Source organism: Streptomyces sp. NPDC000345, assembly GCF_042898825.1.
Classification (GTDB): Bacteria; Actinomycetota; Actinomycetes; order Streptomycetales; family Streptomycetaceae; genus Streptomyces.
In genome coordinates this window covers 488,024-511,658 of the sequence record NZ_JBIAZE010000002.1, presented here as the reverse complement: position 1 = coordinate 511,658, position 23,635 = coordinate 488,024, and the positions used below count along the sequence as shown (strand labels likewise).

Sequence of the window (23,635 nt, the reverse complement as noted above, 5' to 3'; positions counted from 1 at the left end):
AGACGAAAGGCCCTGTAAAGATGAGTGGTTCGGACATACGGACGGCGGCGACGGCGTACGGACTGGTTCCGGCGGACACCACCGAGGACGTCCGCGCCCGGGGGGCCGGCGCGGCGACACGGGTGGCGGTCCTGCCGGTCGGGAGCTTCGAACAGCACGGTCCGTACCTGCCGCTGGCCACCGACACGCTGGTCGCCTGTGCCATCGCCCGGGAGATCGCCGAGACGTACCCGGTGCACCTCCTTCCGCCGGTGACCATCGCCTGCTCGCACGAGCACGCGGCCTGGCCGGGGACCGTCAGCATCTCCTCCGTGACCCTTCACTCGGTGGTACGGGACATAGCGGCCTCGCTGCGCCGCTCGGGCGTCGAGGCCCTGGTGCTGGTCAACGGACACGGCGGGAACTACGTCCTGGGCAACGCGGTCCAGGAGTCCTCCGCCCGCGGTGAGCGGATGGCGCTCTTCCCGGCCCCGGAGGACTGGGAGGCGGCGCGGGAACGGTCCGGGGTGGAGACCTCACTCCTCACCGACATGCACGCCGGGGAAATCGAGACCTCGATCCTGCTGCACGCCCATCCCGAACTGGTCCGGCCCGGTTACGAGTCCGCCGATTTCGTCGCGGACGACCGTCGCCATCTGCTCACGCTGGGAATGTCCGCCTATACCGATTCGGGCGTCATCGGCCGTCCTTCCCTGGGGTCCGCGGAAAAGGGGAAGGAACTGCTGGCGAGCCTGGCGGATTCCTTCGGAGCGTATTTCGCATTGCTGACCTCGGCGGGCGCCGGGGCGCCCGCCCGGGGTGCCTCGACGCCCGCCCTGGGAACCGGGACGCCCGCGCTGGGAGCCGGGACGCCCTCGACCGGGGCAGAGGCGGCCGGCTCCGAGTAGTCGGCGCCGGATCCGGGGGCGGCCGCCTCGGCCGCCCCGCTCGCCGGGGTCGCGCCGGCCCGTACGGAGGCGTACCAGCGCACGACGAGGACGACCGCCCCGGGCAGCGCCGCCACGAAGCTCAGCACCCCGTACACCACCGCCACCGTCAGGCCGGTGCTCGCGCCGAGTCCGGCCGCGCCGAACGCCCAGGCGGTGACGCCCTCGCGGGGGCCCCAGCCGCCGACGTTGAGCGGCACGCCCATGGCGAGCAGGGCGAGCATCGCGATCGGCAGCAGGGTGAGCACGGAGGCGGTGGAGCCAGCGACCCGGGCGGACACGACGAACATCGCCACGTATCCGGCCAGCACGACCACCGACGACAGGGCGACGCCGGGCCCGTTGCTCCGCGACAGCAGCCCCTCGCGCGCCTCGGCCAGCGTCTTCCTCACCCGTCCGCCGGGACGCCGGGCGGAGGAGTTCATGCGCAGCGCGAGGACGACGGCGAGCGCGCCCGCCCCGGCCGGCAGGACCAGCGGGGCGAGGGCGCGCATCTCGTCCCTCACCGGGGACGGCAGCACCAGCAGGACCGTCACGCCCGCGCCGGCCAGCGCGAGCTGCCCCGCCGTGCGCTCCAGGACGACCGCCCGCACACCGCGCCCGACGTCACCGGCGCTCTGCCCGTGCCGCACGGCGCGGTGCACGTCGCCGAGGATCCCGCCGGGCAGGGCCGCGTTGAGGAACAGCGCCCGGTAATAGTCGGCGACGGCCGCGCCGAGCGGCAGCCGGATCCGCAGCCCGCGCGCCACCAGCGCCCAACGCCAGGCGCTGAACACGGTGGTGACCGCGCCGATCCCCACTCCGGTCAGCAGGGTCGGCGCGTCGATCCGCCGCAGCCCGTCGAGGAAGACGCCGGTGCCCATCCGCCACAGCAGCACCGCGAGGATGACGGTCCCGGCGACGGTCCCGAAGTGGGCGCGCAGGGCGCGGGAGGTGAGCAGCCGGCGCCGTGCGGGCGGTGTGCGGTGCGCCTCGGTGACGATGACGCCGATGCGGGCCCCGGACACGGCGGGCCCGGTGCGGGCCACCGACGGGGCGCGGGGCGGCCGCCGGACGGCCGGTGCGCCCGCCCCCCACACCACGGGCGCGGCCGGCTCGGCCCGTGCGCTCACCGTCTCGGCGCTCATCAGGCCCCGCCCGTCGGCCGGGCCAGCGCCAGCAGGTCGCTGTGGTGGACGGTGACCCGCAGCTCGCCCGCCTGGCAGGCGGCGAGGCGGGCGGCGAGGTAGGCCTCTGCCCGCTCGGCCAGTCCGGGGCGCTGCTCGACGGCCGCGCCGACCCAGCCGCGCAGCCACTGGGCGGTCAGCGCGGCGCTCTCGGGGCCGAGCCGCCAGGGGCTCGGGTGGACCTTGACGGTGGCGCCGTGGGCGGCGAACGCCTCGCACGCGACGGTCACCGCGTCGGGGCCGAGGAGGCCGCCGCGCCGCTGGTGGTCGTTGAACGCGGCGGCGATCTCCTCGTCCAGCGGGTCCGGGGTGCCGAAGTCGACTCGGCCGGCGACGGAGAGCGTCAGCAGCGCCGGGCAGCCCGCGCCCGCGCAGGCGGCGGCGAGCGTCTCGACCTCCTCGCGGGTGAGGACGTCGAGCAGCGCGGAGGCGGTGACCAGGGAGGCGCCGGCCAGGGCGTCCGGGGTGAGCCGGGCGACGTCGCCGCGCCGGGTCTCGACGGTGACCCGGCTGCCGTCGGCGGCCGCGCGCGGGGAGGCCACGGCGGCGAAGTGCAGCAGGTAGGGGTCGCGGTCGTGCAGGATCCAGTGCTGGCCGCCGTCCAGGCGGGGCGCGAGCCAGCGGCCCATCGAGCCGGTGCCGCAGCCGAGGTCGTGCACGGCCAGACCGCCGGGGCGGCCGGGCAGGTTGGCGAGCCGGATCCGCAGCGGGTCCAGCAGGTCCGCGGCCCGGGCGGCCGCGTCGGCGGGCTCCCGCAGCTGCAGCCACTCGGGCGCGTACCGGGGCTGCTCCTCGGGACCTGTGTCCCGCAGCCGTACGGTGGGCCGCTCGCCGGGCCGGGTGACGGGGCCGGCGCCCTCGATGACGGCGTCGCCACCGGCGCCGGAGGCATCCGCGATCACGGTCTCTGTCATGGGTTCGGCCTCCTTGGGGCCCGGCTGGGCCGGTATGCGGCCGATCTGGCGGGCCACGTCCGCCGGGGTCGCCGTCGTCTTCCTCATGCCGCCCTCCGGGGTTCGCTGGGAAGCCGGCCCAGGACGCCGGCCAGGCTCTGGGCGGTGGACGCCCAGCCGTTCAGGGCGGCCCGGCGGCTGCGCGCGGCGGCCTTCAGCCGGCGCCGCACGTCCGCCTCGCCGAACCAGCCGCGCAGTTCGGCGGCGAGGGCGGCCGGGTTCTCCGGCGGGACGAGGATGCCGGGCATCCCGCCGTCGGGGGCGCGGCCGACCGCCTCGGGCAGCCCGCCGACGTCCGTCGCCAGCACCGGGATGCCGCGGGCGAGGGCCTCGGTGACCGCCATGCCGTACGTCTCGGCGTAGGAGGTGAGGACCATCAGGTCGGCGGAGGCGTAGGCGGCGTCGAGCTCGGCGCCCGTCTTCGGGCCGGCGAGCTCCAGCCGGTCCTCGAGGCCGTACTCACGGATGAGACCGCGCAGATGGGCGACGTACTCCGGGTCCTGGCCCAGGCCGCCCACGCACACACAGCTCCACCGCAGGTCGGTCACCGCGGCCAGCGCCTCCACCAGCCGGTGCTGGCCCTTGCGCGGGGTCACGGCGGCCACGCACAGCAGCCGGGAGACCCCGTCGGTGCCGGAGGCGAGGGGCGCGATGTCGGCGCCGGGAGCGGCGCAGTGCACCTTCTCCGGGGCCAGGCCGTGGTGGGAGACGAGCCGGCGCACCGCCCAGTCGCTGGTGGCGATCACCGCGGGCACGGCCCGCAGCACGGCCCGCTCCCTGGTGTCGAGTTCGGCGGCCACCAGTGGCTCGAGCCCCGTCTCGTCGCCCAGCGGCAGGTGGACGAGGACCGCGAGCCGCAGCCGCTCCGCCTCCGGGACGACGACCTCCGGGACGCCGCAGGCGACCAGCCCGTCGAGCAGGACGACCGTGCCGTCCGGGAACTCGGCCAGGGTGCGCGCCAGTTCGGTGCGGGCCGCCGCCTCCGGGCGCGGCCAGGAGCCGTTCAGCAGGTGCTTGTGGACCTGCCAGCCGAAACCGGGCAGGTCCAGGCAGACCCGCCGGTCGTAGGCGTTGCCGCCGCTGGGGTTCGCCGGGTCGTCGACACCGCCCGGCATGACGAAGTGCACGGAGCGCAGGGACATGGGGATGATGTCGCCCATCTTGGGAACGGCCGTCTGTGCGGGCACGTAGGCGAGCGGGGCCTTCTCCAGGGTCACGTCGGTCACAGCGCACGCTCGTAACTCGCCCAGGCGATGTGCGACTCGTGCAGGGTGACGGAGAGCGAGGCGATACCCCGGGCGCCCTCGCCGAGCGCGCCCTTGTGGATCCGCTCGGCGAGCCGGTCCGCGACGACCTTGGCCAGGAACTCGGTGGAGGTGTTGACCCCGGCGAAATCGGGCTCGTTGTCCAGGTTGCGGTAGTTCAGCTCGCTGACCACCGCCCCGAGTTCCTGGGTGGCCAGTCCGATGTCGACGACGATGTTGTCGTCGTCCAGCTGGTCGCGGCGGAACGTGGCGTCCACCAGGAACGTCGCTCCGTGCAGGCGCTGCGCGGGTCCGAAGACCTCGCCGCGGAAGCTGTGGGCGATCATGATGTGATCGCGGACGGTGACACTGAACAACGGACGACCCTCCAGGTGCGGCGCGTCTGGTCCCCCGGCCGTTGACCGCCGGGGGATGCCGTGTAGTACGGCTCTTCCGTTCCCCTTGTTCAGCCGGATCTCACTCTTTTCTCAGGTCAGGCGCTCTTGCTGGTACCCGGCGCATACGTGACGCGGTGACAGAGCGCGGGGATCTCCCCCGACGCGAGCCTCGGCATCACCTCGGGCAGTTCCTCGAAGGCGCTTTCTCCGGTGACGAGCGCGTCGAGCGCCGGGTCCGCGAGCAGGTCGAGGGCGAGCGCCAGCCGGTCGGCGTAGTCGCGGTTCGGGCGGGCCGGGGAGACGGTGCCGACCTGGCTGCTGCGGATGACCAGGCGGCGGGAGTGGAACGCCTCGCCGAGCGGGAGGGACACCTGCCGGTCGCCGTACCAGCTCAGTTCGACGACGGTGCCCTCGGCGGTCAGCAGTTCCAGGGAGCGGGTGAGGCCCGCCTCGGTGGCGCTGGCGTGCACGACGAGGTCGCAGCCGCCGAGCGCGTCCTGCGGCAGGGCGAAGTCCACGCCGAGTGCCCCGGCGGTCTTCGCCCGCGCGGGATCGGCGTCCACCAACTGCACGCGCACGCCGGGGAAGCGGGCCAGCAGCGCGGCGACCGAGCAGCCGACCATGCCGCCGCCGACCACCGCGATCCGGTCGCCGATCAGCGGCTTCGCGTCCCACAGCGCGTTGACGGCGGTCTCCACGGTGCCGGCGAGCACGGCCCGTTCGGCGGGCACGGACTGAGGTACGACCGTCACCGCCGAGGCGGGCACGACGTACCGCGTCTGATGCGGATACAGGCAGAACACGGTTTGCCCGACGAGCTGCGCCGGCCCCTCCTCGACCAGCCCCACGTTGAGGTAGCCGTACTTCACGGGCGCCGGGAAGTCGCCTTCCTGGAAGGGCGCCCGCATGACGGCGTGCTGGCTCTCGGGCACCCCGCCGCGGAAGACGAGGGTCTCCGTGCCGCGGCTGACCCCGGAGTACAGCGAGCGGACGACGACCTCGCCCTCGGCCGGGTCCGGCAGGGCGACATCGCGTATCTCGCCCTGGCCCGGAGAGTTGAGCCAGAACGCGCGTCCGGTGCGGTTCATCGGCATCCTCCTGAACGATCTGGAACCGGTGCACGTACCGAGGTGTGCACAGGTCGCGCACAGTACGCGGCACTGATCATCTCTGTCACCTGGCCGGAGGAATGTGCGGTGGCCCTGAACAACACTTACGACGCAAGGCTGGTCCAGCAGGAGACCGCTGTGGGAGCGGGCGTTCAGATCCTGTTGCTGGCCCTGCTCGGCTCGGCGATCGGCATGGGGCCGGCGGGCTGGGTGACCGGTCTCGTCTTCGCCGTCGCCACCTGGGCGGTGCTCTCCCGGGCGCTGCACCGCTCCCGGCTGCGTTCCTTCGGTCCCGCCAACCGGGTGACCCTCGGCCGCGCGACGCTGGTCGGCGGCGTGACCGCCCTGGTCGCGGACTCCTTCGCGAGCACCCCGCCGGTGACCCTGCTGGTCGGGCTCACCGCGGTGGCCCTGATCCTCGACGGCGTCGACGGCAAGGTCGCCCGCCGCACCGGCACCTCGACGGCGCTGGGGGCGCGCTTCGACATGGAGGTCGACGCGTTCCTGATCCTCGTCCTCAGCGTGTACGTCTCGATGGCGCTGGGTCCGTGGGTGCTGCTGATCGGCGCCATGCGCTACGGCTTCGTCGCCGCCGCCCGCGTCGCCCCCTGGCTCAACGCACCGCTCCCGCCGAGCATGGCCCGCAAGACGGTCGCCGCGCTCCAGGGCGTCTGCCTGCTGGTCGCGGGCGCCGATCTGCTGCCCTACACGGCCAACTTCGGCATCATGCTGCTGGCCCTCGGCTCCCTGCTCTGGTCGTTCGGCCGGGACGTGCTGTGGCTGTGGCGCACCTCGCGCACGCGGTCGGGTCTCCCGGCGGAACAGCGGGTGCTGGAGCTCGCGTAACGCCCCGAGCCGGCTCCCTCCTTTCGGGAGTCCGCAGTCACCCACGGGAAAGGGCCCGCGCCGTCAAGGACGGTCCGGGCCCTTCCGTACGCCCCGGCCCACGGCATGCGCTGCCGCGTCCGCGATGACGGCGGGTCGTGCGGCGGGGTCGGTCGCGGCACTGCGGCGAGGTCGGCACCGGTCCCGCGGCGGGCTCGGCTGCACCGCTCCCGCGACCGTACCGACCGCGTTCCCGCGACCGTACCGACCGAGCTCCGGCGACCCCGTCCGGCGCAGGTTCTACGACGGTGTCGGCACCGGTGCCACGGCAGCGTCCGCCGCGCCGCTCCTACGACCCTGCCGACCACGATCCCGCGACCGTACCGACCGAGCTCCGGCGACCCCGTCCGGCGCAGCTTCCACGACGGTGTCGGCACCGGTGCCACGGCGGCGTCCGCCGCGCCGCTCCTACGACCCTGCCGGCCGGGTTCCCGCCGCCCTGCCGACCGCGTTGCCGCGGCGGGGCGGGTCGGCTGTCGCGAGGCCGGTGCTCGCGGGTCAGGCCTTGTGCGGGCGGCGGGGCAGCAGGGTGATCGCGGTGACCGGTACGGCGGCCAGCAGCAGCCAGGGCACGGCCGGGGGCAGACCGGAGTCGAGGAGGGTGCCCGTGGCCGCGCTGCCGAGCAGCACGATCAGCCCGGAGACCGAGGACAGCGCCCCGGTGTACAGGCCGAGCCGGCCGTCCTCGGCGAGGTCGGGCACCCAGGCGCGGGCGGCGGGCGCGACCAGCATCTGGCCGAGGGTGAGCAGGACGACGAACCCGGCGGCCGGCAGCAGCCCGGCCGTCCCGGTCCGCCCGGCGGGCAGGGCGGCGGCCACCACCGCGAACCCGCCGGCGATCAGCGCCAGCCCGGCCGCCGTCGCGCGGCGCGGGCCGAACCGCTCCCCCACCCCTCGGGTGACGGGCAGCTGCACGGTCACCACCAGCAGCGACGACAGCGCGAACAGCCAGGCCAGCGGGGCCTGCGAACCCGCCGCGCGCTCCACCTCGGCGGGCAGGGCGAGGTAGAGCTGGTTGTAGGCGAGGAGATGGGCGCCGTACACGCAGCACAGGGCGAGGAAGCGGCGGTTGCGCAGCAACGGCCCCGTCCCGCCCCGGATCCGGACGAGCCGGCGGCCGGGGATGTGCCGTGGCAGCAGCCACGCGTGGGCCGCGAGCACGAGGGCGAAGACCCCGGCCCCGGCCAGGCACACCGTGCGGAAGTCGACCGACAGCAGCAGCGCGCCCACCAGCGGTCCGACGAACGCCCCGGCCTGTCCGGCGACCGTGAACAGCGCCAGCACCCGGGTCCGCGAGCCGCCGCCCGCCTCCTCGTGCGCGACGGCCTGCCGGGCCACCTCCGACTCGACCGCCGGCGAGAAGAGCGCGGCCGCGAACCCGGTCAGCAGCACCGCGCCGGTCACCGCCCAGGCCTGCTCGGCGTACCCGAGCCAGCCGAACCCGGCGATCCTGAGCGCGCAGCCCGTGAGGACGACGGGCCGCACACCGTACCGGTCGGCCAGGGCCCCGCCGACCAGGAACAGCCCCTGCTGGCTGAAGGTCCGCAGCCCCAGCACGAACCCGACGAGCCATCCCGCCATGCCGACCGCACCGCCCAGATGCCCGGCGAGGAAGGGGAGCACCGCGAAGAAGGCGATGTTGAAGGCGAGTTGGGTGAGGACGAGCACTCGGAGGAGAGGAGAGATCCGGACCTCACCGGGTGAACTCCGCCGCAGGGAGAGGGCCGTCATCATGCGTCCGCCAACGCGGCCGCGCGGAGCGGTACTTGCCTCGCCGGGCGCCGCGTCCGTCGCAGTGCCCCGGTCGCCGTGACCGCGAGGGCGCCCAGCAGGGCGAGCACGGCGGCGGGGGCGAGGACGGCCCAGGGGGCGCGTTCGGCGTAGGGCTGGTTCTCGGCGAGCAGCAGGCCCCACTCGGGGGACGGCGGCTGGGCGCCGAGGCCGAGGAAGCCGAGCGAGGCGAGGGCGAGGGCGACTCCGGGCAGCCGCAGGAGGGCGTGCCGGGTGACGGCCGGCAGGACGGCCGGCAGGAGTTCGCTCCTCAGCAGGTACCAGCGGTCGGCCCCCAGGGCGCGGGTGGCGGCCAGATGCAGGGTGGCCCGCTCCTGCCGCAGCAGGGCGGAGGTGTGCGCGGCGAGCGGCGCCCAGGCCACGGCGGCCACCGCGAGTACCGGGGTCGTGCTCCCGCTGCCCCAGAGCGCGGTGACGAGAAGGGCGGCCAGGACGGGTGGTACGGCGTTGACGGTGTCGACGAGCGGCCCGGACAGCCGGGGCAGCAGGCCGAGCAGCGTCCCGGCGACCAGGGCGAGCGCGCTGATGGCGAGGGCGAGCAGGAGGGTGTCGAGGGCGCCGTGGGCGACGCGGGCGAGCATGTCCCGGCCCAGGGCGTCGGTGCCGAAGGGGTGGGCGGCGGAGGGGGGTCGGAGGCGGGTGGTGGTGTCGAGGGCCAGGGGGTCGCGGGGGAGGCCGAGGGCGACGACGGCGACCAGCGGAAAACTGTATGCGACAGCCAGGATCCTGTGGGCGGTCGACGGTACCCCGTGGACGGTGTGCGCGGGCCCGTGGAGTGTGTGCAGCGCGCTGTCGCGCAGCGCGGGACCGGTCAGCCGTCGGGCGGCGAGACGGGCCACGGCCGTGGTGACGGCGGCGAGAGCGACGAGTGCGAGCGTGCCGGCCTGGAGGACGGGGAGGTCCTGGGCGAGCGCGGCCCGCAGGGTGGTCCGGCCGAGACCCGGGATGTCGAAGATCTGCTCGACGGCGACCGCCCCGCCGGTGAGTCCCACGGCGAACAGCCCGAGATTGGGCAGCAGGGCGGGGACGCAGCGGCGCAGCGCCTGGCGGGCGATGCTCCGGCCGGGCAGTCCCCGCGCGGCGGCCGCCATCGCCCAGGGCTCGGCGAAGGCCGCGGGCAGCCGGTCGTCGAGGAGACGCCCGAGCACGGCGCCGGCGGGCAGGCCGAGGGCGAGCGCGGGCAGGACGGTCCACCGGGGCCCGTACCAGCCGAGGGCGGGCAGCCATCCCCACTGCACGCCGACGACGGTGGCGAGGACGGACGCGGTGAGGAACTCGGGCAGCGCGGCGAGCACGGCGGAGCCCGAGCCGCCCGGGGGCCGCCCGTCCAGGCGCCGGCGGGCGCCGAGGCACAGGGTGCGGGCGCACACCACGGCGGCCGTGCCGCCGGCGACGACGAGGGACACCGCCATGAGCAGCAGGGACACGCCCAGCGCCTGCGCGACGGCGGGCGCGACCTCGGCGCCGGAGATCCAGGACCGTCCGGCGTCCCCGTGCGGCAGCCCGCCGAGCCACCGCGCGAGGAGCCGCAACGGTCCGTCGTCGAGATGGAGTCGGTCGCGGATGCCGGCCAGGACCTCCGGGGAGGGTGCGCGGTCGGCGTTGCGGGCCTTGAGGACGGTGAGCGCCGGATCGGTGTGCGAGAGCCAGGGCAGCAGCCCGATCCCGCACACCAGCGCCGCGGCGAGTCCGGCACGCCACAGCAGCGTGCCCATCCTGCTTGCCATGCGGCTCAGCGCCGGGTGCCGGCACCGACGAGGGTGCGCTCGTACGGGTCGAGCAGCACCCCGCCGACGTCGGCGGCCACGCCGGTGACGACGCGCTGGTGGACCAGCGGGACGACGGCGTCGGTGCCGAGGACGACGGCCTCGGCGTTCAGGGCGGCTTCCTGGCGTTCGCCGGTCTCGGCGGTGCCCTGTGCCGCCGCGACGGCCCGGTCGACCGCATCGTCGCACAGCAGCGCCAGGTTGTAGCCGCCGTCGCAGGTGAAGTCGCCGGCGAGGAGGGAGACCGGGTCTCCGGTGTCGAGGAGGCTGTTGCGGGCGCCGACGAACGCGTCGAACTTCCCGGCCAGCGCGTCGCTCTCCAGCCGCGCGTACTCGCGCACCTCCAGCTTCACCGTGAATCCGGCCTTCTCCAGCTGCTGCTTCACCACCTGGGCGACTTCGGGGAGTTCGGGCCGGTTGTCGTAGGTGGCGAGGGTGAGCGAGGCGCCGTCGGGGTTCCCGGGCTCCGCGCGCCCGGCGGGCCGGGCCCGTTCGCCGTCGGCCCAGGTGACGGCGGGACCGTAGAGGCCTGCTCCGGCGTCGGCGTGTCCCTCGTACACGCCCTCGGCGAGCGCGGCGGTGTCGACGGCGGCGCGGGCGGCGGCGCGCAGGGCCGGGTCCGCGAAGACGTCCGACCGGGTGTTGAGGAACAGGCTGGTGGTGCGGGTGGTGGCGGTCTCGCGGCGGGTGTCCGCGTCGAGCGTGGCGGCCTGGGCGACGGGTATCGCCTCGGCGAGGTCGACCTGGCCGGTGCGCAGGGCGTTCGCGCGGGCGGTGCCGTCGGCGATGAAGCGGGCGTCGATACCCGAGGCGTGGGCGCGGCCGCCCCAGTAGTCGTCGAACCGGTCGAGGCCGGCGGCGGTGGTGCCGGTGACCTCGGTGAGCTCGAAGGGCCCGGTGGCGGTGCCGGCCGGGTCGACGGCGTCCTTCTCCTCGTAGGCGCTCGGGGCGAGGACGGCGAGGGAGGGGCCGGCCAGACGCAGGGGCAGGACGGCGTCGGGGTCGGTGGTGGTGATCCGTACGCCCGTGGTGCCCGCCGCCTTCGCCGTGAGGGTGACGCCGGAGAGCGCGGCGGGGACGGGCTCGGCCCGGGTGGCGCGGGTGAGGGCGTTGACCACGGCGGCCGGTGTGACGGCCGTGCCGTCCTGGAAGACGGCCTCGCGCAGGGTGAACAGCCAGGTCCGGTCGTCCTCGCGCCGCCAGGACGCGGCGAGCGCGGGCGTGGCGGCGCCGTTGGCGTCGAGGGCGGTCAGGCCCTCGGTGACGCCGAGGCGGCTGAGGATCGTGGCGTCGGCGCCGTACGGGGAGAGGTTCTCGGCGGGCGGGAAGGCGAGGGCGACGCGCAGCCGGGAACCGTCCTCGCCGCCGGCCGCCCCGCCGCCCGCGCCGGTGGAGGCGAAGCAGCCGGCGAGGAACGGGGTGAGCAGGAGCGCGGTGAGGCGACGCGGGCGGCGGGGAGGGCGCATGGGGAGTTCCGACCTAGGGGGTGAGAAAGGACAGGGCTGATGTGGTGAGGGCGGGCAGGGGGACCTCGAAGTGGACGATCCCCTGGCCGCCGCCGGGGTCCTCGCGCTCGTCGTGCACCACGTGGCCGAGCGACCGCCAGAAGCCCTCGGCCCCCTCCACGGCGGGGTCGGTGTGCAGGTAGACGGAGCGGTATCCGCCGTCCGCGGCCGCGAAGGCGAGGAGGCCGGCGACCAGGTGCCGGGCGAGCCCGCGCCGGCGGTGCCCGGGCCGCACGTACACCCGGCGCAGTTGCGCGGTCTCCCCGGACGGGAAGCGCTCGGCGACGTGCCTCGGGTTCGGCGGATGCGCGGGCCCGCGGCAGTCCAGCGCGGCGGTGGCGACGACCTCGCCGTCGACGCCGTCCAGCGCGACCAGCAGGGTGTGGCGGAACGGGGCGAGATAGGCGGCGGCCAGGTCGATGATGTCGCCGTGCCAGCGAGGCACGTACCCGGTGCCGAAGTCGCGGTAGACGGTGTCCAGCATGACGGCACGGGCGCCGTCGAGGTCGTCACGGCCTGCGAGCCTGATGCAGTAGTCATGCACCTGCACATCATATGCATTAAGGCCCCGCACATGATCACTTCACCCGCCCCCGCACCCATCCCCCACCTCCCGCCCTCGACTTGACAGAGATCATCACCGAGCCCTAAACCTAGCAACATGACATTCATTTTCAAAAATGAGGGCCGATAGGTGCGCATCGCGTTCGTCGGCAAGGGCGGCAGCGGCAAGACCACCCTGTCCGCACTGTTCTCCCGCGAGCTGGCACGGTCCGGCGCGCCGGTGCTGGCCGTCGACGGCGACATCAACCAGCACCTGGCCGAGGCGCTCGACCCCGAGGCCGGCGCGTTCACCGCGCCACCCCTGGCCGCCCGTCTGGGCGAGATCAAGGACCTCCTGCGCGGCGGCAATCCGCGGATCGCCTCCCGCGAGGCGATGATCAAGACCACTCCGCCGGGCCGTGGTTCACGGCTGCTGCGCCCGCTGGGCGACGACGAGCTGCACGCACGTCACGTCCAACGGGTGGGCGGAGTACCGCTGATGGTCACCGGCGAGTTCGACGAGAGCGACCTGGGGGTGGCCTGCTACCACTCCAAGCTGAGCGCCGTCGAGCTCTACCTCGGTCATCTCGTCGACGGCCCCGGCGAGTACGTCGTCGTCGACATGACCGCCGGCGCCGACGCCTTCGCCTCCGGACTGTTCACCCGCTTCGACATGACGTTCCTGGTGGCCGAACCCACCCGCAAGGGCGTCTCCGTCTACCGCCAGTACCGCGACCACGCCCGCGAGTTCGGCATCCCGCTCGCCGTGGTCGGCAACAAGGTGACCGGAGAGGACGATCTGCTCTTCCTCAAGGAGCAGGTGGGTGACGACCTCCTCACCCACCTGGTCCACTCCCCCCGGGTGCGCTCCGCCGAACGGGGCACCCCACAGGGTGAGTTGGAGGCTGCCAACCGCCACGCCCTCGCCGTCCTGCGCGAGACGGTCGACGCCCGCGTGCGGGACTGGCCGGCCCTCCACCGCCACGCCGTCGAGTTCCACGTGCGCAACGCCCGCGCCTGGGCGGACGCGGCGACGGGCCAGGACCTGGCGGCCCAGGTGGACCCGGACTTCGTCCCCGGCCCGGCGTCCCTGCCCTGACACCACCGCAACACCACCGCATCTCCCCCTCCCTTCCCTCTCCCCTCCCCTCCACAGAACAGGACACCCATGTCTCTCGACGTCTCCCCGAAGCTCCTCGCCGAGGCCGAAGCCGGTGACATCCGCGAGGCGGACTTCGTGGACACCGTCCGCACCTCCCTCCCGTACGCCTACGACCTGGTCGCGTCCCTCGCCGCCCGCCTCCACGCGGGCATCGGCGAGTTCGCCGACAACCAGACCCCTCCCCCGTCCGAGCAGGAACGCGGCCAGCTTCTGCGCGCCCTCGCCAGCGACGCGATCCGCGGCAGCCTGGAACGCCACTTCGGCGTGACCCTCGCCTTCCAGAACTGCCACCGGGTGGCCGCCTTCCGTCCGGGCGCGCGGGACGGCGCGACGCACGCCCGGTTCACGTCGACACGGGCACAGGTGCTGAACCAGTCGGCGGAACTGCGGGACTGCTGACGGGAACGTCACTGACCTTCCGTCTGCTCGGGCGCGGCGGCGTACGAGCAGACGGGTCAGGTCCTCACGCGGGGATCCGAGCTGTGCGGCACGGTGGACGGCCACGGGCAACTCATGAGCTGTCGGCCCGCCCGCATGCCTCCCTGCGCCGGGCCGAAAACCTGAGGTGTCCGTTCATGACGGGCCCGGCCGGCAGGGCGCGCTCCCGCGCCGACTCGGCACCAGCTTCCTTCAGCCGCGCAGCAGCGTCGCCGGTCCCACCTGAGCCAGCAGCGGGGGCTCCGTGTCCCCTTCGTAGGCGAAGTGGAGTTCGCGTCGGGCGCGGGTGGCGAGTACGTAGTAGGCCATGCGCAGCGCGGCGGAGGTCGGGTCGGCTGCGGCGTCGGTGTGCGCGTCGGGGACGACGACGGTGTCGAATCCGAGGCCCTTGGCGCTGGCCCGGTGGACGAGGACCAGCCCTGGACGGTCGAGATCCAGATTCCGGTAACGGCCCTTCGTCGCCTTGGACGTGTACATCTGTGGCTTGAGCCGGGGTGCTCGGTTCTGCAGGGTCCCGAGCAGGGAGAACTGGATGTGGCTGGAGTTGACGATCACTCCGATGGTCTGCCGCGGATGTTTCTCCGCCAGATGGATCAACAGGTCGGCGGTGCCCCGTGGCGGAAGACGATGGAGACGGGGCGGCGGGCCTTCCCGGTCCGGAAGTGAGGGCATTCCGGCTCCGGTGTGGAAGTGGGCGGCGAGAGACGCGATCTGGCGCGTGTTGCGGTGGTTGCCGTCGAGTTCGAGACGGGAGCACCGGCCGAGGCACCGAGCGATCTCCGCGAGCGTGGAGTTGGTGTCGGTCAGGCGCTGGCACTCGTCCGCGTACACAGTCGTACGTGCCCCGAGGAGCCGGCAGAGCCGGTAGAAGTCGGGAGGCAGGTCCTGGCCCTCGTCCACGACCAGGGTGAGACCGGGTACCGGGCCGGTCCCGGCGGCACGGTCGTAGCACGCGTCCCAGTCGTACGAGCCGTCGGCGGTGCTCGGAGCCTTCCCGTACCAGGCGGAGAGCCAGGAGTGTGCGGTCGTCACGCGGACCTTGGGATCTGCCGGCCCGAGCGCGTGAACCAGTGCGGCCAGTGACTGGCGCAAGAGGTTGGACCGGGTCAGCAGGGTCACCTCGGCGCCGGTGAGGGCGAGCATGACGGCGCGTTGGGCGGCCAGGAGACTCTTGCCGCTCCCCGGCGGGCCGCTCACCAGATGGTTGCCGTCGAACGGGAGGTCGACGAGGCAGGCCCGCTGCTCGGGGGAAAGGTCGAGGTAGGTGAGCGTCACGGCTGCTCCAGTGCGGTGGCTGCGGCGGCCCGAGCGGCCGCGACGATCGTCTCCAGGTAGCCGGGCACATGCTCGCCGCCCACGACCAGGGCGCGGTCCAGCAGGGTGTTGCCGGCCTCGCAGCTCGTTTCGGGGAGGAGCGCGCAGGCGTGGCAGGCGGCGCGGTTGAGGTTGCCGAAGCCCTGGCCGCTGTGTTCGGCGCACAGTGGGTCGGCCGAGCACCAGGCGGCCGCTTCCGTCATCCGGAGCAACGTCTCCGCCAGGCGAGGGGGTTCGCCCTGCCGGACGAGGCCGCCGAGGGTGCCCTCGGCGTCACCCGCGGCGGTGTAGACGAGGATGCCGTACTGGTCCTGCTCGGGGCGGGCGTAGATCCGCTCACGCAGGCTCGCCGTCGTGTATCCGGATTCGAAGGAGAGCTGGCGGATCAACAGGTGCGCCAGGGTGTGCAGGAGCACGAACCGAGGGGAGAGGTCGGGTCCGGTGAGGGTCTCCAGCCGGTCCTTCTGGAAGGACCGGTCGAGGTCCGCGCGGATGCCGGCCACGTGCCGCTGGACTCTCATGTCACTTTCCCAGGACGCGAGTTCTCCCCTGTCCAGGGTCAGGAAGATCCCTTCGCCGAAGACCTCGACAGCCGGCAGCCACCGCAGGCGCCGCGCCGTGTCCGCGGGCACGACCGTGGCGTCCGGGGAGACCCTGGTGAAGCCGGACAGGGCGCGCACCTCACGCAGTCGGTCGGCCAGGACGATCCGGCCGAAACAACGCCGCAGCCCCGTCCAGGGGTCCTCGGTCTCGCCCGCCAGGCCGAGGGTGGTCTCGCGCAGGGCGAAGTCGCGGGTCGCCGGCGGGGCCGGCGCCGTGAACGCGGCCCACTCCTCACGGCTCAGATCGGGCCGGGCCGCGGCGGTGGGTGCGTCGGAGGGATCCGGGGGAGACTGTCCCGTCTCCTCGGCGAGGAGAGCGTCGAGCAGGGCCTCGTCGGCACCGGTGTCCTCGAGGATCACCTCTCGGAACATGGCCGCGCGCGGTTTGCCGGCGTGCCGGCACAACTGCACCCACAGATCGTGGCCGCGTACGAGGTCGGCGAGCGCGTCGTCGTCATGGGGCCGTGCGTCCGTCTCGGGGATGTCGAGCGCGGAATGCACCACCGGGTAGTACAGGTTTCCGGCCGTGCGCTGGACCACCTGGACGGGAAGGACGCAGTCCGCGGACTCGCCCGTACGCTGCCAGGGGTTCCGTCCCGAGCAGCGCATCCCGTGCGTACCGAGGATGTCGAGCAGGCCGCGTGCGGCCCCGCAGCCCTTCGCCGCGCAGGCGACGGAGAGCGCCTCGAGTCCGGAGGCTCGTTCGGAGACGAGGAAGCGCAGCTTCTCGCGTTCGCCGCACTGCCGGCGTTCAGCGGCCTCGCGCCGCGAATGCGCCCAGAACCACCAGTCGATGTCGCTGAGATGTCCCGCCGCGCAGATCTGCACGAACCTCATGGGCGCGAGCGTGCGGCCGGGTGAGCAGGAGGGGCAGCGAGGGGGCTGCCCCGGCTTCTCGTCGGCGATGCGCCAGCGCTTCATGCGGCGACAGGCGCCGCAGAACAGCCAGGACGGGAAGCGGATGTAGGGCGCGCCGGGTGCGTCCGGCGCGTCGTAGCGGTCGTTGGCCGTGGCGGGGGCGGCGTAGAAGCCCGTCACGCCGAGACGGGAGGCGAGCCGTGACGACTCGACCTGTTGCCTGGCCCGGCTCGGCCAGTCGCCGATGCCGGTGGCGACGAACGATTCGCCCTGGATGTCGAAGACGGCTCCGACCCCGAACGGCACCACCGTCTGTGACTGGCGTACCCGCAGCTTGCGGCTCACAGGTCGGCTCCCTTCACCGAGACCTGGCATTCCCGGTCGACGTTGCGCATGGAGTTCGGGGTCTCCCAAAGGCCGTACTTCTGTTCGAAGCTCTTGATCAGGTTGGACTGTCCCTTGCCCTGGCTGCGGTAGTACAGCTCGCGGCCCTCCTTGCGTGCCTCGCGTGCGGCGTCCTCCCAGTCGGCGACGAGGCCGGCGAGTTCCTTGCGCACGGCGTCGCCGGCGGACGGCTCGCACATGTCGGCGCGTGCCGCCAGTTGCTCCGCCACCGCTTCCACTTCGGCGATGCGCTCGATCACCTGGCCCGCCTGGTTCTCGGCGGCGAGGCCCAGGCGATGCCGTACGAGGATGACCAGCGCGGCGTGCAGGGCGCGGCGTCGGGACGGCAGGGACCAGGGGGTGACGCTGGTCGGTTCGACATGCCGGTAGAGGGAGCGGTGGTAGACGTCGAAACTCTCGTAGTGCGACCGGTCCCGCGGGCGGGTGGCGTTGAAGAAGGTGACGACGAGACCGGGGACGGTGTGCCGGCCGACCCGGCTGGTGGCCTGGATGTACTCGGCGGTCGTCTTCGGCTGGCCCTGCATGAGCATCAGCGCCAGCCGCTTCACGTCGACACCGACGGACAGCATGTTGGTGCAGGGCAGGAAGGAGACGGACTCACGGTCGTCCCACCGCTTCTCGAGGCGGTCGAGGAGGACGGGCTGCTCGGCGCGCGGGAGATTGCTGGTCAGCTCCTGCACCTGGCGGTCCGCCAGTTCCCTCACGCCCGCGCCCGCGTCGAGTCCGGCCAACTGCGCCGGGATGTCGTCGGCCGCGGCAGTGACCGTGCGGCCGAGTTCGCGCAGGCTGTGGTGATAGGCGACCAGGGTCCAGTAGGCGTCCCGGTGTTCCTCGGGCAGTTCCCACGCTCCCTGCAGCATGGCGGCGGCGGTGGCCACGGCGGCGCGGCCCGCTGTGTGTCCCTGGGCCATGACGCCGAGGTAGCGGCGGCCGGGGCGGGATGTGTCGGGTTCGGCGAAGTAGGAGTGGCGGGCGTCGAGGCCGGCGGGCGGGAAGAGCTGGACCCCGCCGCCGTACAGGGCACGGATCTGCTCACCCGACCGGCGGATGGTCGCCGTGGAGGCCACGACCTTGGGTCCGACACCGTCGGGCGTGGTGCACAGGCCGAGGACGGCCGCCTCGTACAGGCCCACGGTGGTGCCCAGCGGGCCGGTGAGCAGGTGCAGTTCGTCCTGGATGACGAGCGAGGGCGGCCGGTTCGGGCTCCCCGCGCCGAACAGGCGCCCCGCGCGGGGTTCCCAGGCCAGCCGGGCGAACTTGTCCACGGTGCCGAGGACGAAGGTGGGCGGCCGGTCGTAGAGCTGCTCGTCCACGACGGCGACGGGCAGTTCCTCGTGGAAGACGCACTCCGCGCGCGGGCAGAAGAAGGCGAACGAGTCGGCGGCGGCCCTCACGCCGTAGTCGCCGATGTCCGGTGACTTGTGGGCCGGCAGGATCCTGGTGCCGCACCACGGACAACGGTCGAGGATGAAGACGTCCTCCGGCTTCGCGGCGGCCCGTACGTCGTCGAAGGCCGCCCGGGCCTTTTCGTAGGTGTTCGGCGTGGTCGTCTCGCCCACCCACAGACCGATGGAGAAGGGCTCCTGGCCGTACTGGTCGGGATCGTCGCGGCGCAGGGTCTCCAGGGCGCACACCGTGGTGGCGGCGCGCTGGAACTGCTGGGTCGTCAGCAGGCTGAGGGTGTACCGGCTGAGGACGGCCGTGCCGCCCCCGTCGGGTTCGCGTCTGCGCAGCACCATGGCGAAGGCGGCGAGCAGCAGGTAGGCCTCCGTCTTGCCGCCGCCCGTCGGGAACCAGATCAGGTCCGTGGTGGTGCGGTCGGCGTGCTGCGGGTCCACCATCCCGTCGAGGGCGAGCAGGAAGAACGCGAGCTGGAAGGGGCGCCAGGCGGCGGCCGGGTCCGGTTCGGGGTCCAGGGGCACCGCGGCGCTGCGGCACCGTCGGGTGCCCGCCAGGTCGGCGGCGGAGTGGCGCATCTGCAGCGCCATGGCGCGGTTGGCGGCACGGAAGGCATGGAGCAGTTCCGGACGCCGCGGGTCGCACAGCGTGCGCACGCCGGACTCGATACGGGTGACGGCGGCGCCGACGCGCTGGAGGATGCGGTCGGCGGCGTCACGTCCCCAGTCGGGGACCTCGGCGTTCAGTTGCCCCACATACCACGCGCGGTAGTCGGCGACGAAGTCCCCCAGTTCCTCGCGGAGCTGGTCGACGGAGATCCCGGGGTCGGCCAGATGCACCACGTCGAGGACCGGGGACCCGCTCAGGCCGGCGGCCCGCACGCCGCTCACCTCGGCCTCCGGCATGACGGCCGCGCGCAGGACCGTCACTTTCCGCGCTTCCGCGTCGTACTCCTCCGCCACCGCGCACCCGTGCCCCACGGCGTGGGTGCGCACGTGCTCGTACTGCAGCCGGAGTTCCTGTTCCTCCGGGTCGCGGCTGGCCAGTCGCACACTCGGGTACTGGCGGATCTCGCCGTCCACGGGACGGGCCTCCAGGCCCACCTGGAAGAGCATCCGGTCCCATTGGGCGGTCTTGCCGAGGGCCGGTTCATGGCGGGCGGAGTTGACCAGGGCGACGGTGACCAGCCTGCCCGTGCCGAAGGCGCGCCGCCGGACGCGGAGTTCGGCCCGCCCGTCGAGGACCGGCACGTGGTCGCGGTCCGGGCCGAGCACATGGGTTTCCGCGGGGATCGGGACGCGCTCCCAGTGGCGCCCGCGTTCGCCGGTGGCGGCGTGTGTCGTGTACCGCGCGCCGGTGCAGCCGACCTCCACGGTGTCGGCGTCGGTGTAGAAACTGAAGCCGAGCGACGAGGGCAGCCAGGAGTTGGACTCGGGAACGGGGTCGTCCGCGGGTGCGGTGTCCTCGGCCGCGCGTTCCGTGCCCGCCCCCTCGGGTTCCTCCGCGGCAAGGGACAACTGCTCCTGAAGAGCCGCTTCCTGGGGGTAGAGCGTGCCCATGAGGTACTGCCGGTCGGGCGGGGCGTCGAGCGTCTCGTGCTCTCCCGCGACGGGACCGACGAGCTGGCGGTGCAGGTAGGCGACGAGTTCCTGTCTGGGGTCCATGATCTTCCTCAAGAAGTGCGGAGCCGTGAGGGCGACGACGGCGGGCGGGTCAGGACCGGCGCCAGCGGTCCCGGAACGACGTGCGGTTGACGGCGGCCGCCCGCTCGGCTGCGAGTTGTTCCTGCAGTTCGCCGATGCGGGCCCAGGCATCGTGTTCGGCCTGGGCGATCCGCTGGGCGGCTCGCCGTTCGGCCGCCTCCACCTGTGCCGCCGTCTCCCGGCGGGCCGCGACGAGGGCGTCGTCTCGTCGGCTCAGTTCGGCCTCGGCCAGCCGCAGCCGCTCTTCGAGTGCCTCCGTACGTGCCTCGGCCTCCTCGCGGTACCGGCGCAACCGCCGGTCGCCCTCGTACGCCCGCTGTTCGGCGAGGGCCGCCCGCTGTTCGGCGAGGGCCGCCCGCTGCTCGGCCTGGCCGGCACGCAGACGGGCCACGGCCACCTGCTGATCATCGCGGGAGGCGCGCTGCGTGGCCGAGAGCTTCTCCTCCGCGGCACGTTCCGCCCGCTCGGTCGCGATGCGCTGTGCTTCACGGTGCTCCTCTCTGAGGCGCGCGATCCTCTCCTCGGTCTGCCCGCGCAGGTGCCGCTCCTGGCGGATCAGTGCTCTGTCCACGCGGTGCAGCAGCGTCTCCTCCAGCGCGTCCAGCTGCCGCTCGGTCTCCGCCTCGGCGGCGGCCACCCGGGTGTCGGCGGCCTGCCGTTCCTCGGTGAGGCGCCGTTGGTGCTCGTGCCGTGCGCGCGCCATCTGCGTCTCGTGCTCGCGGCGGACCTCGGCGAGGCGCCGGTCGGCTTCGGAGCGGAGCCGCGCGAGCTCCTCCTCGGCGGCCGCTCGCTGCCGTGCGAGCTCCTCCTCGGCAGCCGCTCGCTGCCGCGTGAGTTCCTCGCCCGCTTCCGGCTGGGTCTGCGCAGGTGTCCCCTCGTCGTCGGTGCTGAGTCCAGGTACTGGCGATGGTGGGCCGTCGGATTCCGGGGCCGTTTCCACGGCGTGATCGTCCGGGGGGTTCGCAGAGCTGCCGTCTGCACGCTCCCCGGTCCCGGTCGACTGCTCCGCGGCCTCCCTTCGACTCGGCGTCTCGGCGGCGAACTCCCGCAGTGCGTCGCGTAGGGCGAGGCGCGACTCGGTACGCACCAGGGGCCTCCTGGACAAGTACGCTCGCGGAGTCACGCCGACCAGTGCCTCGGCCGGCCGCTCGAAGAAGTCCTCCGGCCGGAGACCGGCCTCCTTCACGGTGTCGAAGACGCGCTGCAGCACTTCCAGAGCGGCGAGCACCTGCTGGTCCGGCGCCTTCCGCTCCCGTACCGCGCGGACCACCTCCATGGCGGCGGGCGAGCCGAGCATCGTCGTGAGCTGGGCGTGCCCCAGTGCCAGCAGCGCATACTCGGCGAGCCAGTCGATTCCGCCCGCGAACGTCGCCGATATCCGCAGCGCCTTGTCCCAGTCCGCCGTGTACTGCACGGATCGGAGCGCACCGGTCTCCACGGCTGAAGCCGGGTGCCGGGCGGCAACCACAGGGGGAGAGGGCTCGTCCGGACCCGTTGCGGCCCCCGGAACCTCCGGCTCCGTGGGAGCGTCGGGGGCCGTGAGAACCTCCGGCTCCGTGGGAGCGTCGGGGGCCGTGAGAGCCTCCGGCTCCGTGGGAGCGTCGGGGGCCGTGAGAGCCTCCGGCTCCGTGGGAGCGTCGGGCGCCTCCTCCGTCTGAGGTGTCCCGCTTTCCTCCGCCACCGCTGTCTCCTCGTCGGTCCGGGACGGCCTCTCCTGATCACGTGGGGGCACGGACGGGACCTCGGGCCGCGCCTCCGGCTCCCCGTCCGGTCGCGGTTCTCCGACAACGGCGGCTGCCGCATCCTTGGCCCGCGCACGACGCTGCGTTGACCGGCCCTGTTCCCCGTCCCCGTCGGCTTCCTGCCTGCCCCCGGCCGGGTACGCGCTGATGACCCCTGCCCTCCGCAGCCGCAGCCTGAACTCCGGGAGGGCCTTGCTCTCGATCTGGCGGATGCGCTCCCGGGTCACCCCGTACTCCCGCCCCAGCTCGTCGAGCGTCGAGGGTTCGTCGCCGTCGAGGCCGAGCCGGCGGACGAGGACACGGGCGCTGCGCTCGGAGAACGTGTCCACGACGGCCATCACGTCGGCCATCAGGAGCGTGTTCACCACGTCCTGCTCCACCGACGGCAGGGCTCTGTGCTCCCCCATGAGGTCCCCGAGGGTGGTTCCGTCGCCGATGACACGGTCGAGCGAGTCGGTGCGCCGGCTCAGTTTCCGGATCTCCTCCACCTTCCGCACGCTGATGTCGCAGTGAACCGCCACCTCGGCGGCCCGCGCGGTCCGCCCCTGCGCGGCCAGGGCGCGTTCGGCGGCGGCCACCTTGCGCATCTGCTCGTGCATGTGGACGGGGATCCTGATGAGGGCTCCTTCGTCCGCGATGGCCCGGGTGATGGACTGGCGCACCCACCAGGTCGCGTACGTCGAGAACTTGTTCCCCATGGTCGGGTCGAACTTGCGTGCGGCGCGCATCAGGCCCAGCACACCGTGCTGGAACAGGTCGTCGTACTCCAGTCCCTGGTCCAGAAAGCCTCGGACCAGGGCATGCACCAAGCGCTGGTTGTGCAGGACCAGGCAGTCCCGGGCCCGGATCCTGAGGTCACCGGGCGGCAGGGCCGTCAGCTCCGCCTCCTCCGGTTCCCGCGCGACGGAGTCGGCGCCTCCACGCACCAGGACGGCCAGGCCGACCTCCGCCTCAGCGCCGAGAATGCGGTTCTCCGGCCGCCTCTGAACCCGGTCCACGCGCAGAACACCCAGGGCGGCCTCCACGGCGTCGGGGTAACCACCGGCGTCCGGCGAAGGCTCCCCCTTCGCGTTCTCGGGCCCGCCGCCGGTCTCGCCCGCGGGCGAGGCCGACACAGCCGCGGCGGCGGGCTCGTCCTCCCGGCCGGTGGCGGCCTTCACCCTCGCACTCCCGCGCAGCTCGGCCGCCTCCTGGACGGTCAGCCCCGCCAGCCGGATCACGCCGTCCAGCGCGAGTGAGGTCACATATCCGTCGGTGTCCGTGTAGCGCGCCAGGAGCGCCAGGACCGACCTGCCGCGGGGCGACACACTTTCTTCACGTTTCCGTGCAACCTTTTCCACATCCGGAGAGTCCGCGTCTGTATGCACGCGGACGTCCCGGACCGGCAGGCCCAAGCGAGCCAGCTCGTCCCGCAGCCGGGCCGACTCGGTCTCACCGAGCCCCAGGATCGCGACCTGCTGCGCGAAGACCCGCTCGGGCACGACCCCGCCGACCGCGGCACGCCTCAGCGAAACCAGCAGATCCCCCAGAGCGGCTCTCATCCCGGGCGCACTTCCCGCACCGGCGACACGATCCCTCACACCATCCCCCCTTGCTTCACATCGAGATTAGAAGAAACGCGTTGACGATGTCAACGGATGGAATGTCTACTCATAACCCCTCACTTCGTGTACAGTGACGACTGCCTCACTGTCCGTTCTGACACGATGGGCGCTGCGGCAGCAGAC

At 73.5% G+C, this 23,635-nt stretch carries 16 protein-coding genes and 1 pseudogene; 4 read left to right on the top strand and 13 right to left on the bottom strand.

Annotation, left to right across the window (positions count from 1 at the left end; translation table 11 throughout):
* The first annotated feature begins 20 nt into the window (after positions 1-20).
* The gene (locus tag ACFY30_RS06695) at positions 21-887 is read left to right on the top strand and encodes a creatininase family protein (RefSeq protein ID WP_390844060.1); all 867 of its coding nucleotides are present in this window, start codon (positions 21-23) and stop codon (positions 885-887) included.
* A 110-nt stretch (positions 888-997) separates the two neighbouring features.
* On the opposite strand, the pseudogene ACFY30_RS06690 reads toward ACFY30_RS06695, so the two are convergent.
* The 5 genes and pseudogenes from ACFY30_RS06690 to ACFY30_RS06670 form a co-directional block, all read right to left on the bottom strand.
* Positions 998-2,053, bottom strand: a pseudogene (locus ACFY30_RS06690) (YbhN family protein); the annotation flags it as partial.
* On the bottom strand, positions 2,053-3,093 hold the full coding sequence (locus tag ACFY30_RS06685; RefSeq protein ID WP_390844059.1) for a class I SAM-dependent methyltransferase: 1,041 nt from the start codon (positions 3,091-3,093) through the stop codon (positions 2,053-2,055). The pseudogene ACFY30_RS06690 and the gene ACFY30_RS06685, both read right to left, overlap by 1 nt.
* Positions 3,090-4,271, bottom strand: coding sequence for a glycosyltransferase family 4 protein (locus ACFY30_RS06680; RefSeq protein ID WP_390844058.1), 1,182 nt, complete (start codon positions 4,269-4,271; stop codon positions 3,090-3,092). The genes ACFY30_RS06685 and ACFY30_RS06680 overlap by 4 nt, the downstream gene beginning before the upstream one ends.
* Positions 4,268-4,666: a 6-pyruvoyl tetrahydropterin synthase family protein gene (locus tag ACFY30_RS06675; RefSeq protein WP_390844057.1), complete on the bottom strand. Its 399-nt coding sequence runs from the start codon at positions 4,664-4,666 to the stop codon at positions 4,268-4,270. Before ACFY30_RS06675 ends, ACFY30_RS06680 begins: the two co-directional genes overlap by 4 nt.
* 116 nt (positions 4,667-4,782) lie before the next feature.
* On the bottom strand, positions 4,783-5,775 hold the full coding sequence (locus tag ACFY30_RS06670; RefSeq protein WP_390844056.1) for a zinc-binding alcohol dehydrogenase: 993 nt from the start codon (positions 5,773-5,775) through the stop codon (positions 4,783-4,785).
* A gap of 108 nt (positions 5,776-5,883) precedes the next feature.
* Between ACFY30_RS06670 and ACFY30_RS06665 the strand changes: the two genes are divergently transcribed.
* Entirely contained in the window at positions 5,884-6,642 is a 759-nt protein-coding gene (locus tag ACFY30_RS06665; protein ID WP_390844055.1) for a CDP-alcohol phosphatidyltransferase family protein, read from the top strand.
* A 537-nt stretch (positions 6,643-7,179) separates the two neighbouring features.
* Here the strand turns inward: ACFY30_RS06665 and ACFY30_RS06660 are convergent.
* From ACFY30_RS06660 to ACFY30_RS06645, 4 genes are read right to left on the bottom strand one after another with little or no spacing between them, the layout of a single operon-like run.
* Positions 7,180-8,415 (bottom strand): MDR family MFS transporter, encoded by a 1,236-nt coding sequence (locus tag ACFY30_RS06660; protein ID WP_390844054.1) that lies wholly within the window; start codon positions 8,413-8,415, stop codon positions 7,180-7,182.
* The gene (locus ACFY30_RS06655) at positions 8,412-10,199 is read right to left on the bottom strand and encodes an ABC transporter permease subunit (protein WP_390844053.1); all 1,788 of its coding nucleotides are present in this window, start codon (positions 10,197-10,199) and stop codon (positions 8,412-8,414) included. Before ACFY30_RS06655 ends, ACFY30_RS06660 begins: the two co-directional genes overlap by 4 nt.
* 5 nt (positions 10,200-10,204) lie before the next feature.
* Positions 10,205-11,704 carry an ABC transporter substrate-binding protein gene (locus ACFY30_RS06650; RefSeq protein ID WP_390844052.1) on the bottom strand — a complete coding sequence of 500 codons (1,500 nt, stop codon included), beginning with the start codon at positions 11,702-11,704 and terminating at the stop codon, positions 10,205-10,207.
* A 13-nt stretch (positions 11,705-11,717) separates the two neighbouring features.
* Complete coding sequence (locus ACFY30_RS06645; protein WP_390844051.1) at positions 11,718-12,287, bottom strand: GNAT family N-acetyltransferase; 570 nt, start codon at positions 12,285-12,287, stop codon at positions 11,718-11,720.
* A 150-nt stretch (positions 12,288-12,437) separates the two neighbouring features.
* Between ACFY30_RS06645 and ACFY30_RS06640 the strand changes: the two genes are divergently transcribed.
* Both ACFY30_RS06640 and ACFY30_RS06635 read left to right on the top strand, forming a co-directional pair.
* Positions 12,438-13,385 (top strand): ATP-binding protein, encoded by a 948-nt coding sequence (locus ACFY30_RS06640; RefSeq protein WP_390844050.1) that lies wholly within the window; start codon positions 12,438-12,440, stop codon positions 13,383-13,385.
* A 69-nt stretch (positions 13,386-13,454) separates the two neighbouring features.
* Positions 13,455-13,847, top strand: a complete 393-nt coding sequence (locus ACFY30_RS06635) for an SCO5389 family protein (RefSeq protein WP_390844049.1) — start codon at positions 13,455-13,457, stop codon at positions 13,845-13,847.
* Between the two features lie 231 nt (positions 13,848-14,078).
* On the opposite strand, the gene ACFY30_RS06630 is transcribed toward ACFY30_RS06635, so the two are convergent.
* The 4 genes from ACFY30_RS06630 to ACFY30_RS06615 are packed head-to-tail and all read right to left on the bottom strand — an operon-like array spanning position 14,079 to position 23,449.
* Entirely contained in the window at positions 14,079-15,161 is a 1,083-nt protein-coding gene (locus ACFY30_RS06630) for a DNA helicase (RefSeq protein ID WP_390844048.1), read from the bottom strand.
* Positions 15,158-17,005: a DrmB family protein gene (gene drmB / locus ACFY30_RS06625; protein WP_390844047.1), complete on the bottom strand. Its 1,848-nt coding sequence runs from the start codon at positions 17,003-17,005 to the stop codon at positions 15,158-15,160. Before drmB ends, ACFY30_RS06630 begins: the two co-directional genes overlap by 4 nt.
* Complete coding sequence (locus ACFY30_RS06620) at positions 17,002-20,127, bottom strand: helicase-related protein (protein ID WP_390844046.1); 3,126 nt, start codon at positions 20,125-20,127, stop codon at positions 17,002-17,004. The genes drmB and ACFY30_RS06620 overlap by 4 nt, the downstream gene beginning before the upstream one ends.
* Before the next feature lie 49 nt (positions 20,128-20,176).
* Complete coding sequence (locus tag ACFY30_RS06615) at positions 20,177-23,449, bottom strand: sigma-70 family RNA polymerase sigma factor (protein WP_390844045.1); 3,273 nt, start codon at positions 23,447-23,449, stop codon at positions 20,177-20,179.
* Between the last annotated feature and the right edge of the window lie 186 nt (positions 23,450-23,635).

Coding starts and splice junctions, on each gene's coding strand:
- ACFY30_RS06695 (WP_390844060.1), top strand. CDS start 21: ATGAGTGGTTCGGACATACGGACGGCGGCGACGGCGTACGGACTGGTT.
- ACFY30_RS06685 (WP_390844059.1), bottom strand. CDS start 3,093: ATGAGGAAGACGACGGCGACCCCGGCGGACGTGGCCCGCCAGATCGGC.
- ACFY30_RS06670 (WP_390844056.1), bottom strand. CDS start 5,775: ATGAACCGCACCGGACGCGCGTTCTGGCTCAACTCTCCGGGCCAGGGC.
- ACFY30_RS06660 (WP_390844054.1), bottom strand. CDS start 8,415: ATGATGACGGCCCTCTCCCTGCGGCGGAGTTCACCCGGTGAGGTCCGG.
- ACFY30_RS06655 (WP_390844053.1), bottom strand. CDS start 10,199: ATGGCAAGCAGGATGGGCACGCTGCTGTGGCGTGCCGGACTCGCCGCG.
- ACFY30_RS06650 (WP_390844052.1), bottom strand. CDS start 11,704: ATGCGCCCTCCCCGCCGCCCGCGTCGCCTCACCGCGCTCCTGCTCACC.
- ACFY30_RS06635 (WP_390844049.1), top strand. CDS start 13,455: ATGTCTCTCGACGTCTCCCCGAAGCTCCTCGCCGAGGCCGAAGCCGGT.
- ACFY30_RS06620 (WP_390844046.1), bottom strand. CDS start 20,127: ATGGACCCCAGACAGGAACTCGTCGCCTACCTGCACCGCCAGCTCGTC.
- ACFY30_RS06615 (WP_390844045.1), bottom strand. CDS start 23,449: ATGAGAGCCGCTCTGGGGGATCTGCTGGTTTCGCTGAGGCGTGCCGCG.